The sequence below is a fragment of the Streptomyces sp. MA5143a genome, assembly GCF_900290235.1.
In the GTDB taxonomy this organism is placed as follows: domain Bacteria; phylum Actinomycetota; class Actinomycetes; order Streptomycetales; family Streptomycetaceae; genus Streptomyces.
In genome coordinates this window covers 180,905-192,817 of sequence record NZ_OLMK01000034.1, presented here as the reverse complement: position 1 = coordinate 192,817, position 11,913 = coordinate 180,905, and the positions used below count along the sequence as shown (strand labels likewise).

Genomic DNA, 11,913 nt, shown 5'->3' with positions numbered 1-11,913 from the left:
ACTGTCAGTCGGCGGCGACGTCCCAGTGCTCGATGATCTTTCCGTCGACCACGCGGAACAGGTCCGCGACGACGTAGTCGGAGCTGAAGACCCACACGAGATCCCCGTCGGCGAGGGTGTGCCCGAACCGGGTGCCTCCCCCGGCGGCGGGAGCGTCCCCGTCGGAGTCGCCGCCGGACGACCCCCCGTCCTGCGCGCCCTGCTGCAGGAACTGCTTCAGCGGGGCCGTGCCGTTGGTGATCGCCGGGTTGTGCTGGTAGTACCGGGAGTCCCACCGCTCATCGATCACGTTCACGTCACCGTCGGAGAGCCTGCGGTACGCGGAGACCGCGAACTTCCGGTTTTTCTCCTCCTGTTCCTCGGACAGCGTCGGTGCCCCCTGCGGATACCGGTACACGTCGTTGAACAGCGAGTTCCCACTGGCCGTCTTCGCAGGGACGGTCTGCGTGACGCCCCAGTGCTCGGCCACCCTGCCGTCCCGGACCCGGTACAGGTCGACCTTGGCCTGACCGGTCGCCTCCTTCGCCGGGGTCGCCGACGCGTGCCAGTGCACCGCCACCAGGTCGCGGTCGGCGGCCACGTGCTTGACGGTGGCCACCGCACCAGGAATCTTCGCCTTCACCCTTTTGAACAGCTCGACCTGCCCCTCGGCACCGCCGGGCACCGACTTCTCGTGCTGCACCAGGTCGGCGGCGACGAGCTCCTTCACCACGCCGGTCCGACCCTTGTTGAACGCCTCCGTGTACAGGCGCAGTACCAGCGCCTTGTTCCGCTTCTCCTCGGCGCCGGACGGATCGTCTGCGCCGGACGGGGCGTCGGCGGCGGAGGACGTCGTCGACGAGGCGTCGGTGCCGGTGGCGGACGTGCCGCCGCAGGCGGTCGCGAGGAAGGCGACGGCGGCGAGCCAGGGCAGAGTCTTCCGGTATTTCACGTGGGTCTCCCGCGTATGGTCAGTCGGCCGGCAGGTCGACGGGCGTCGGCGATGCGTCACAGGGGGCCGGCGCCCCGAGGGGCGTGGTCCTCACGCCCGTCCCGGTGCCCTGGCCTGCGTGTTCATCCCATCGCGACGCCTGCGGTCAGGCACTCCGCCGACCAGCGGTACGACCCCCGCCGACAGGCCGGACCCGGCCCCTCCGGTCCCGGCGCCCACACCCCCGACCAGGACGCCACACGGCCCCCCGCCCTCAGCCTCGGCGACCTCGCGGGCCATTGCCCACGTCCACTCCGCGACCCCCGCCCGGGAGCCGGGGCCTACGCGCCGTCGGCCGACGGGTGGGCGTGCGCCGACTGGAGGAAGGCGGCGGCGCCGCGGAGGGCGGCCGTGTGCGGCGCCGGGACCACCCGCATCGACGTGCGCAGGCTGCCGCCGAGCCGGTAGGTGATGTCCGGGCGCAGCGCGCCACCGCCCGCCAGGAGCACGCCCCGGCTCAGCGCGTCGGCGGCGAGGGACGTGCGGTCCTGCCGGAGCATCGAGATGACCATGGTGGCGATCGCTTCAACGATTTCCCCGGGGTCACCGGCGCGGGAGATGTCGGTGGTGCCGAGGGCCGTACGGCGGGCGTCGAAGACCAGGCCGTCACACAGCAGGACGACCTCGGTGAGATGCGCACCGATGTCCACGACCAGCAGCGGACGCGACAGGTCGGCCCGGGCGGCGAGAGCGACGGCGCGGGCCGTGGGCACGGTCAGCACCGCGCGTGGCCGCAGCACCTCCACGGCGGTGCGGGCCCGTTCACGGTAGACGGGACCGTCCAGCACGGGTGTCGTGACCACCACCAACGGGCGAGTGAGGCCGGGCAGGCGGTGACCGAGCAGCCGGTCGAGCATACGGGCCACTCCGGGGACGTCCACGATCGAGCCGCGCTGGATCGGGTACGCCGCGTCGGCGCCCAGGCAGGTCACCGTGGGCACGTCGAGGACCACGCCGCGGCCGGCGATCCACGCGCGGGTGCGCAGGCTGCCCAGGTCGAGGGCGAGGCCGGAGCACCGCCGGCACCGCGGCCAGGGCCGGTGCCCGGCCGGGAACGCGGCACGGGGACGACGGATGACGGTCATCGCCCGGCCTCCCGCACCTGCTGGCACCGCCCGCAGTAGCGGGCCTGCGGTACGACCGTCAGCCGTTCTCGGTCGACGGGGCGCCGGCACAGATGACAGGTGCCGTAGCGGCCCTCGGCGATGCGCCGCAGCGCCGCCTCGACGTCGGCGAGGACCATGCGCGCGGACGCGGCGAGCTTCACGTGGACTTCGTCCTGCGCCGGGCAGCGGCGCCGACGCAGGTCCTCGGCGCGGGACGCCGCGGCGATCTGCCGCAGCTGTTCCCGGCGGAACAGGAGTTGCTCGTGCAGGTTCTCCTGCAGCGCGGCGAGGTCCTCGGGCGACAGATGCGTGGCCTGGACGCCGATGGTCTGGTGGTTCACCACTTCACCCCTTGTGAGCAGGGCGGGAGACAGTAACGGGCGGGACGGCGGGGTGGGTCAGGCGGCGGCGCGGCGCTGGCAGGCGACGCAGTGCCGCGTGTACGGGAGGATCTCCAGGCGCTCAGCGGGGACGGGCGCGGAACAGCCCACGCACGTGCCGTAGGTGCCCTCGTCGATACGGGCGAACGCCGCGTCGATCTCCTTGAGGACCTTGCCGATCGCGTCGGCCTGCGCCGACATCAGGGGGTCCTCCGTGCTCGGCCCGCTCTCACGCAGTGCCCGGAGCTGGGCGATGCGGCTGTTGCGGGCGTGTTCGAGACGCTGCCGCGCGTCGTGCGGGGTCAGGCGTGCGGGACGGGAATCGGTCCGGGAGGGGGCGAGGCCGGTCCGGGAGGGGTCGAGGCCGGTCAGGGAGGGGTCGAGGGGCATGGGAAGGGTCCTTACGAAAGAGGGCCGGGCGCAACAGCGGCCGCCCGGTCCGGCGGCGTACGGTCGGGGGCGCCGTGTGCGCCGGCCGTACGGGCGGCTCGGTCACCTTCGACTCTGCTCGTCCGCCCGCCGAGAACCCATCGGGCGCGGGCCCCATTTCCCCGGAACCGCGCTACCCATACGCATGGGTACCCGTCGACCTCTGAAATGGGCACCATCCCCCCTCGCTTCCTCCTGGATTTCAAGGCAGAGTTGGGGGAGGACGGTCACAATCAGAGGCTTCGATTGTTCCTCAGAGTTCCACGACGACCGACAGTGGAGGGGAACGAGATCGGGTTCACGGAGGGAGGCGTTTCCCCGGTGTCGCTGTTCTGGCGGATCTTCGGGCTCAACGCCCTGGTGCTCGGCACCGCTACGGCACTGCTGCTGTGGGCTCCGGTGACCGTCTCCGTACCGGTCCTGCTGACCGAGGCGATCATCCTGGTGGGCGGTCTCGCCGTCATGCTGGTCGCCAATGCCGCCCTGCTGCGTCTGGGCCTGGCCCCGCTGGACCGGCTGACCCGGCTGATGGCCACCGTCGACCTGCTGCGCCCCGGGCAGCGACTGCCCGTGCCCGGCGCCGGCGGCGAGGTGAGCGAGCTGATCCGCACGTTCAACGCCATGCTCGACCGGCTGGAGCACGAGCGCGCCACCTCCAGCGCACGGGTCCTGCTCGCCCAGGAGGCGGAACGCCGCCGTATCGCCCAAGAACTGCACGACGAGGTCGGGCAGAGCATGACCGCGATCCTGCTGGTGCTCAAACGGGCCGGCGACGACGCCGACGAACCGCTCCGTGAGGAGCTGCGGCAGGCGCAGGAGATCACCCGGGACAGCCTCGACGAGGTCCGCCGCCTGGTACGCCGGCTGCGCCCGGGTGTACTGGACGACCTCGGCCTGGTCAGCGCCCTGACCTCCCTCACCCAGGACTTCGCCACCCACACCGGTCTGCGTGTCGTGCGCCGCTTCGACACCGACCTGCCCGCCCTCAGCCCGGAGAGCGAACTCGTTCTGTACCGGGTGGCGCAGGAGAGCCTGACGAACGCGGCCCGCCACGCCGACGCCCGCCGTGTCGATGTGAGCCTGCGCCGCGAGGGGGAAGCGGCCGTGCTGGAGATCACCGACGACGGCCGTGGCATCGAGGCCCCGTGCGAGGGCGCCGGTATCCGCGGCATGCGCGAACGGGCCCTCCTCGCCGGAGCCGCCCTGCACCTCACCTCCACCCCCGGCACGGGAACCCGGATCCGCCTCACCACCCCGTCCCCAGAAAGCAGTGACCATGCCCGCCCCGGTCCCGCCGCCTGACCCCGCCGCGGCCCAGCCGCCTGCCCCCGCCACGGCCTCGGCCTCGGCCACCGAGCCGGCGGACAGCACCACGGCCTCGGCTCCCTACAGCCACGGCCCCACGGCCTCGTCGACGCCGATCCGGATCCTGCTGGCCGACGACCACGCCCTCGTCCGGCGCGGCGTACGCCTGATCCTGGAGCGGGAACCTGACCTGCGGGTCGTCGCGGAGGCCGGGGACGGCGCGGAGGCCATCGAGGCGGCCCGCGGCCAGGACATCGATCTGGCCGTTCTGGACATCGCCATGCCACGGATGACCGGCCTACAGGCGACCCGCGCGCTGGCCACGCTCAAGCCGGGCCTACGCATCCTCATGCTCACCATGCACGACAACGAGCAGTACCTGTTCCAGGCCCTGAAGGCAGGTGCCAGCGGCTATGTGCTGAAGTCGGTCGCCGACCGGGATCTGGTCGCCGCGTGCCGCGCCGCGATGCGCGACGAGCCGTTCCTCTACCCCGGCGCGGTCACCGCCCTGATCCGCAACTATCTCGACCGGGTCCGCCACGGTGAGGAGAACGCCGACAGCCTCCTCACACCACGGGAGGAAGAGGTCCTCAAGCTCGTCGCCGAGGGCCACTCCTCCAAGGACATCGCCGACATCCTCGTCATCAGCATCAAGACGGTGCACCGCCACCGGGCGAACCTGCTCCAGAAGCTCGGCCTGCGCGACCGGCTGGAGCTGACCCGGTACGCGATTCGCGCGGGACTCATCGAACCCTGACCCTCCGCCGTCCGGCACCGGCCCAGCCAGGGCGGTGGCGGGGTGGCGGCCCGCACTCACCGGCGCGTGACACTGATGCCGCCGACTTCGCCGTTCCGGCGGTGACGGGGCGGGCCCGACCCTCCGGGGGACCGGCCGTGGGCGGCTCCTCCCTCCCGGCCTGTCACCCGACGCCGACCACCCATGACCAGAAGGGGACGACGCATGCGCCAGGCACTCCGCGCCGTCCGGGCCGCCGGTCAGTGGTTCGCCGCGGCCCTGGTGCTGCTCCTCGCCGTCCTGACGACGGCGACGCCGGCGCCGTCCGCGCCCGCCGGTCCCACCTCCCCCTCCGCGCTCGCCTCGCCCACCGCGCCCACCGCGCACTCCGCGTCTCCCCGCGCGGACGACTCCTGTGCCTTCGACTGCGCGGTCCACGTCCTGGTCCGGCAGGGACATCCCGGCGAGCGCCCCACACTCCCGGAACACCACGCCACCGACCCCCGCGACCCGGCGCTCCTCCCCGCCCAGGGGACGTACGCCCCCGCCCCGTCGGCGTACCAGGCCGCTTCTCCCGGCCGGTCGGCCCACGACCGGGACCGGGCGCCTCCGGCATCCACCGGCATCTGAGCAACCCCCTTCCTTCCTCTTTCCGTCGCGGCCGCGCAACGGCTGCCGCGGCCTGCCTGCCGGAGGCTTGTCTTGAAACGCCACAACCGCTCGCGGCGCACGCGCTCGTTGCGCACCCGTGCGCTGCTCGCCCTCGCGGTGATCGCAGGATCCCTGGCCATCGCGCTGACCGTGCCGGTCCGTCTCGGACTCGATCTGCGCGGGGGCAGCCAGATCGTGCTGGAGACCCGTTCCACGCCCGCCGCCGACGCCGGTCGCGAGGCCACCGACCGCACCGTGGAGGTACTGCGCGGCCGTATCGACGCGCTCGGCGTCGCCGAACCCACCCTCGTCCGCTCGGGCGACCACCGCATCCTCGTCGAGCTCCCCGGCGTCCAGGACCCGAAGAAGGCCACCGACGTCCTGGGCCGCACCGCGCAACTCACCGTTCACGAAGTCCTCGGCCAGGCCGAGGACACGGAGGACGCCGAGACCACCGCGGCCCCGGCCGATCCCGCCGACGCACGTGTGCTGCCCGACGAGACCGGACAGCCCCTGCGACTGAAGGCCGCCGAGCTGACCGGTCAGGACGTCAAGAGCGCCGACGCCCGCATCGACCAGCAGACCGGCGCCGGATGGCACGTCACCATCGACTTCACCGACACCGGCCGCGACCGCTGGACCGGGATCACGGCCGACGCCGCCTGCCACCCGGCGGGCGACCCTCAGCGCCGGGTCGCCATCGTCCTCGACGGCAAGATCATCTCGTCGCCGCAGGTCGCGTCCGCCGTGACCTGCGGGGCCGGCATCGCCGGCGGCACCACGCAGATCACCGGCTCCTTCGACGCCGCCGAGGCCCGCGAACTGGCCCTGCTCATCTCCGGCGGCGCCCTCCCCGTACCGGTCGAGGTCATCGAACAGCGCACCATCGGCGCCACCCTCGGCGACGCCGCCATCACCGCGGCCGCCTGGGCCGCCGTCATCGGCACATCGCTGACCGCGCTGTTCGTCATCGCCGTCTACCGGCTCATGGGCCTGCTCGCGACGCTCGCCCTGACCTGCTACGGACTGATCTCGTACGCCGCCCTGGCCGCGCTCGGAGCGACGCTGACCCTGCCCGGTCTCGCCGGGTTCGTCCTCGCCATCGGCATGGCCGTCGACGCCAACATCCTGGTCTTCGAACGCGCCCGCGAAGAACACGCCCACCGCAACCGCCCCAGTACCCGCTCGGCGCTGGCCGCCGGGTTCCGCGGCGCGTTGAGCGCCATCGCCGACTCCAACATCACCACGCTGATCGCCGCCGGCCTGCTGTTCGCCTTCGCCTCCGGCCCGGTGCGCGGCTTCGGCGTCACCCTCGGCATCGGCGTCCTCGCCTCCATGGTCAGCGCCCTGCTGATCTCCCGCGTGCTCGCCGAGTACGCCGCGAGCCGCGCCGCCGTCCACCGCCGCCCCCGTATCACCGGCATCGCGCACACCGGCTGGGTCCGTGACCGTCTACTGCGCCGTGGTCCGCACCTGATGCGGCATCCGCGCCGCTGGCTGGCGGCCTCCGCCGCCCTTCTCGTCGTGACGGCCTCGGGCATCCTGGTGCGCGGCCTCGACTTCGGCATCGAGTTCACCGGCGGCCGCCTCGTCGAGTACACCACCAGCGCCCCCGTGGACCCGGACCGGGCCCGCGCCGCCCTCGACGACGCCGGATTCCCACGCGCACTCGTCCAGTCCTCCGGTGACGGCCGGCTCACGGTCCGCGCCGAGGACCTGACGGACACCGACACGGCCGCCGTGACCGACACCGTCGCCGGGCTCGGTGGCGACGCGGAGAAGGTCCGCGACGAACTGATCGGCCCCACCCTGGGGGAAGAGCTGCGCAGCAACGCCCTCATCGCCCTCAGCCTCGCTCTCGGCGCCCAACTCGCCTATCTGGCGTTCCGTTTCCGCTGGAGGTTCGCCACCGCGGCCGTCGGCGCGCTCGCCCATGACGTGCTGATCCTCGCCGGAGTGTTCGCCTGGCTCGGCAAACCCATCGACGGCGTCTTCCTGGCCGCCCTGCTCACCGTCATCGGCTACTCGGTCAACGACTCCGTCGTCCTCTTCGACCGCGTACGCGAACTCCTCGCCCGCGACCGCACCGCACCCCTGGCCCGCCTGACCAACCGGGCGATCCTGCAGACCCTGCCCCGTACGGTCAACACGGGGACGGGCGCGGCCCTCATCCTCACCGCCCTCGCCGTCCTCGCCGACGACGCCCTGACCGACTTCGCCCTCGCCCTGCTCATCGGCCTGGCCGTCGGCACGTACTCGTCCGTCTTCACCGCCGCCCCCTTGGCCGTGGCACTGCACCCCCGCACCCCGACGAACCGCGTGCGACGGCCACGGGGAGGACACGGATTCTCGGCAAACGGCCGTCTTGTGGGGGAGGATGGCCGCCATGACGATGTGAAGAGCACCCGACGACAGGTATCGGTGGCGCAAGGTCGGAACCTGGGAGACGGTCCAGGACGGTGAGCGACGGATCTGCGCGACGTGCGGAACACCCGTTCGCTCGTACCAGTACCGCCACTATCCGCCCGAGTCCCCCATGTTCGAGCGCTGCGTAGGACTGGCCTGGTGCCTCGGCTGCCGGATCTACACGGGGGCGATGGTGCACGTCCCGAGAAAGCGGGTCCTGGTCGACGCCTTGGCGTCACTGCCTCGCGATCAGCGGGAGCGCCTCGGACGAAGCGAGGTCGAACTGATCGAGTTCCTGGCGAGGCAACGTAGCTGACGAGGCGCTCGCCCACCCCGAGAAGCGGCGAGCACGGCCGCTTCGCAGAACCTGGCGTCCGGGCTCAGACCGCGGCGGCGGCGGCGTTCACGCCCCGCACCGAAGGGGCGGTGCCGCCGATGAAGGTGGTGATCTTGGGCAGACGGTGGGGAGTGATCTTTCCCATCGGTCCTGAGGGGGGCTTGGCAATGACCGTACCCGCGCGTCGAACACTGCCCGGGCGTCAGACTCTGCGCACGCGCATTCTGCCCGGCCCTCGGACACCGCGCACACGGCCTCTGCCCCGACGCCGAACATCGGCTGCGCACCGCCGACATCGGTTCGACCTTCGCTCGACGGCCCTGTTCTTCGTCATCCTGGCCGTGCTGATCGGCGTTCTCGGCTGGGTGGCCCGCATGGTGGCAGGCGCCGTCGAGAGGCGTCCCGGCTGGGTGGTGGTACTGGTCGTCATAGGCGTCGCCGCCCTCGTGGGCCTGCGCCGCCGCCTGCACGTGGCGAGGGCGGCGCGCCGGGCCGCGGCGGCGCTCGACGAGGCGGCGAGGGAGGCGGCCGAGGAACTGGACACCGACCTGATCCCCCGACAGTGCCCCGCCGTCGAGGTCGACCCCGGCTACGAGTCCCTGACTCCGCAGGAGTTCGAGGAGGCGATCGCCGCCCTCTGCGAGCGCGACGGTTGCTCGGACGTCGAAGTCGTGGGCGGGGCGGGGGACTTGGGCGCCGACGTCATGGCGGTGACGCCGGACGGGCGCCGGGTCGTCATCCAGTGCAAGCACTACGGCGAATCGAACCGCGTCGGCTCCCAGGACCTCCAGCGCTTCGGCGGCACGTGCTTCACGGTCCACGACGCCGATGTGGCCGTACTGGTCACCACCAGCGACTTCACGGCGCCGGCGGCGGAGTACGCCGAACAGTGCGGGATCGTGTGCGTGGACGGGGAGAATCTCAGGAGCTGGACGGACGGCACCGGACCATGCCCTTGGGAGACGGTCCCGGGGAGCAGGGCGGGCGGGTAGCGGGGCGGGGGAGTGCCGAGCCATGCGGGCCGGTGCGCGCGGCGCGCCCGGTACACCCTGCGCCGCTCCGGCTCGGCCTCGGCTTGTCCGGTCAGGCGCAGCGGGTAGCCCTGGGCGACTGGTTCGTGCGGGTGGAGGGTGTCGGCAGCGGCCTCTGTTTCCGGCCGCTCAGCCGGCGCCACCACGGTTGTGGGTCGTCCGGCTCCATCGGCGCGCCCGGCAGTGCCGAAAAAACACCGGCCCGCTCGTGCCAGCCGCGGAACACGCCTTGGAACATCTGGTGGGGTTCGTGCGGCAGGGGGCCTCGATAAGTGGCCACTGTGCTCTCCCTCGCTTGCTCCGTTACCGTTAACGTGAACGCTAACGGGATCGTCGCTCACAGAACGGATTCCGTCAACGCCCACCGCCGACGGCGCACGATCCGCCGTGGGCGGGCCGACGCTGCCTCGCCCTGGCGGGAGGAACGGTCGGGCGGTGCCGGACCAGCGGGTCCGTGAACCTGATTGACTGGGACACCGGGTGGCACAGGAGCAGAAGTGAGTGGGCAGCGTGGCCGGACAGCGGGAAACGGAAGACCAGCGGGCGCCGGGTGCGCGCACCGTCAAGCGCGTCACGCTCCGTGACGTCGCTCGGGCGGCGGGCGTGTCCCACCAGACCGTCTCCCGGGCGATCAACGGCAAGGGCGAGATCGACCCGGGCACCCAGCAGCGCGTGCTCGATGTCGCCAGGCAGTTGCGGTACCGGCCCAGCCGGTTCGGCCGGGGACTGGTCCGCCCGGACGTCGTATCCGTCGGGCTCATCGTCCCCGACGTGGTCAACCCCTTCTTCCCGGAGTTCGTGGCGGGAGTCATCGCCGCCGCGGACGAACGTGACTGGCAGGTGCTCGTGGCCAGTGCCGAGAACGACCGGTCCCGGGAACTGGCGCTGGTCCGCTCACTCGGCCGGCAGGTCGACGCTCTGGTCGGCTACATCAGCCACCCCGACGCACAGCTCGAACCGTACGTGGGCTCCGTCCCGCTGGTTCTGGTCGATCGTGGACTGGACTCGTCGCAGCACGCGTTGGTCCACGTCGACACCGCTGCCGGAATCCGGGCCGGTATGCGGCACCTCGTCGACCGGGGCCATCGCCGGATCGGCATGATCGACTGCGAGTGCGTGAACGCCCCGATGCTCCGCCGCCGCACCTTCCTCGACGTCGTCGGCGAACATGGTCTGCCCGTCGACGGGGACTGGATCGTCATGGGTGAGCAGTCCCCGGACGGGGGCGCCGCCGCGTTCGAGGCGCTGCACGCCGCACGCCCGGACCTCACCGCCGTGGTCGCCTTCAACGACCTGGTCGCGATCGGCGCGCTCCGGGCCGCCCGCCGACTCGGCGTCCAAGTACCGGACGACTGCGCCCTGGTCGGCTACGACGGGCTCAGTGTCGTCGATCTGGTCGACCCGCCCCTGACCACCCTTCACCTCGACAAGCGACGCCTGGGCGAACTGGCGATCCACCAGGTCGACCGACTCCTCGCAGGCGAACAGCCGCCCCCCATCGTCCTGACGCCGAGCCTGCGTGTGCGCGGCACGACGTGACCCTGCGGTGAGAGCCCCCTCAAGGCCGGAGGGATGCCCGGCGGCAGGCCCGGGCAGCGCCGTCTCCAGTTCTGCCCCGCGACGCGGACTCCCCACCGATCACTGAGAGGGCCCCGGACGACGATCCGGTCGAGTGCCGCTCCAGATTGACGGATTCGCCCTCACCACCGCCGGGCAGTGACCCCCAGAATGTCATGAGCACGACTACCTTCCCCCACAAGGAGGTCGAACATGCACATCCGTACGCTGACCGGCGGCTTCGCCGCCGCCGTGGTGGTGTCCCTGTCCCTCACGGGCGGCCAGGCCGCGGCCGCTCCCCCCGCCGTGGCGGACGCCACCGCCGCCCGCGTCCTCACCTACGACGCCAGCGGCTCCGCGGAGTTCAGGAGCGCGGTGGACCGGGGCGCGGCGATCTGGAACGAGAGCGTCGACGCCGTCGAACTGCGGCCGGCCGCCACCGGGCAACGCGCGAACATCCGGGTCGTCGCGGACAACGGCTGGCCGCGCGCCCTCACCACCTCCCTCGGCAACGGAACCGTCTACATGGGACGCCAGGCCGTCGACCAGGGCTACAACACCATTCGCATCTCCGCCCATGAACTGGGCCACATCCTGGGACTCCCCGACCGCAAGCCCGGACCGTGCTCCAGCCTGATGTCCGGGTCCAGCGCGGGCACCGCCTGCACGAACCCGTACCCGAACGCCGCGGAGAAGGCTGAGGTCGAGGGCAACTTCGGCGGCGCGCTCGTGGGACCGGCCCCGACCGTGCGGGCGGGGGTCATCGTGGACTGACGCTTGCCCCGCCACTCGGGAGGAGCGCCGGTGGTCCGCTGCCCACGCACACGGTGACCGCGAGCGCCAACGGACCCCAGTCGTACGCCCGCCGGAGGCCATACGGCGGGCGTGCGGCCCGGCGTACCTCCTCACGGCGAGACATCGCCCCGTAGCGGTCCCACGCGGCGGTCGACGCGCGCTCGGCCGCGTCCGGTGCCAGGGTGAGTCCCAAGGACTTGAGAAAGGGAC

At 72.3% G+C, this 11,913-nt stretch carries 11 protein-coding genes; 7 read left to right on the top strand and 4 right to left on the bottom strand.

From position 1 onward, the window contains the following. Positions 1-4: 4 nt before the first annotated feature. The 4 genes from SMA5143A_RS17425 to SMA5143A_RS17410 all read right to left on the bottom strand — a co-directional run bounded on the left by SMA5143A_RS17425 (position 5) and on the right by SMA5143A_RS17410 (position 2,846). A complete protein-coding gene (locus SMA5143A_RS17425; protein WP_107463827.1) occupies positions 5-931 on the bottom strand; it encodes a nuclear transport factor 2 family protein in 927 nt (308 codons plus the stop codon). A 320-nt stretch (positions 932-1,251) separates the two neighbouring features. After that, positions 1,252-2,055, bottom strand: a complete 804-nt coding sequence (locus tag SMA5143A_RS17420) for a rod shape-determining protein (RefSeq protein WP_107463826.1) — start codon at positions 2,053-2,055, stop codon at positions 1,252-1,254. Next, the gene (locus SMA5143A_RS17415) at positions 2,052-2,420 is read right to left on the bottom strand and encodes a TraR/DksA family transcriptional regulator (RefSeq protein WP_107463825.1); all 369 of its coding nucleotides are present in this window, start codon (positions 2,418-2,420) and stop codon (positions 2,052-2,054) included. Before SMA5143A_RS17415 ends, SMA5143A_RS17420 begins: the two co-directional genes overlap by 4 nt. Before the next feature lie 54 nt (positions 2,421-2,474). Then, complete coding sequence (locus SMA5143A_RS17410; RefSeq protein ID WP_107463824.1) at positions 2,475-2,846, bottom strand: TraR/DksA family transcriptional regulator; 372 nt, start codon at positions 2,844-2,846, stop codon at positions 2,475-2,477. Between the two features lie 360 nt (positions 2,847-3,206). Between SMA5143A_RS17410 and SMA5143A_RS17405 the strand changes: the two genes are divergently transcribed. From SMA5143A_RS17405 to SMA5143A_RS17370, 7 genes are all read left to right on the top strand, one after another. Then, a complete protein-coding gene (locus SMA5143A_RS17405) occupies positions 3,207-4,187 on the top strand; it encodes a HAMP domain-containing sensor histidine kinase (RefSeq protein ID WP_107463888.1) in 981 nt (326 codons plus the stop codon). Further along, on the top strand, positions 4,162-4,947 hold the full coding sequence (locus tag SMA5143A_RS17400) for a response regulator (RefSeq protein ID WP_107463823.1): 786 nt from the start codon (positions 4,162-4,164) through the stop codon (positions 4,945-4,947). Before SMA5143A_RS17405 ends, SMA5143A_RS17400 begins: the two co-directional genes overlap by 26 nt. A gap of 204 nt (positions 4,948-5,151) precedes the next feature. Further along, positions 5,152-5,556 carry a hypothetical protein gene (locus tag SMA5143A_RS17395; protein WP_107463822.1) on the top strand — a complete coding sequence of 135 codons (405 nt, stop codon included), beginning with the start codon at positions 5,152-5,154 and terminating at the stop codon, positions 5,554-5,556. Between the two features lie 72 nt (positions 5,557-5,628). Then, complete coding sequence (gene secD / locus SMA5143A_RS17390; protein WP_107463821.1) at positions 5,629-8,040, top strand: protein translocase subunit SecD; 2,412 nt, start codon at positions 5,629-5,631, stop codon at positions 8,038-8,040. 621 nt (positions 8,041-8,661) lie between these two features. Next, positions 8,662-9,312, top strand: coding sequence for a restriction endonuclease (locus tag SMA5143A_RS17380; protein ID WP_308812036.1), 651 nt, complete (start codon positions 8,662-8,664; stop codon positions 9,310-9,312). Positions 9,313-9,852: 540 nt separating this feature from the next. Next, entirely contained in the window at positions 9,853-10,890 is a 1,038-nt protein-coding gene (locus SMA5143A_RS17375) for a LacI family DNA-binding transcriptional regulator (protein ID WP_107463818.1), read from the top strand. Between the two features lie 231 nt (positions 10,891-11,121). Then, entirely contained in the window at positions 11,122-11,682 is a 561-nt protein-coding gene (locus SMA5143A_RS17370) for a snapalysin family zinc-dependent metalloprotease (RefSeq protein WP_107463817.1), read from the top strand. Positions 11,683-11,913: the final 231 nt, after the last annotated feature.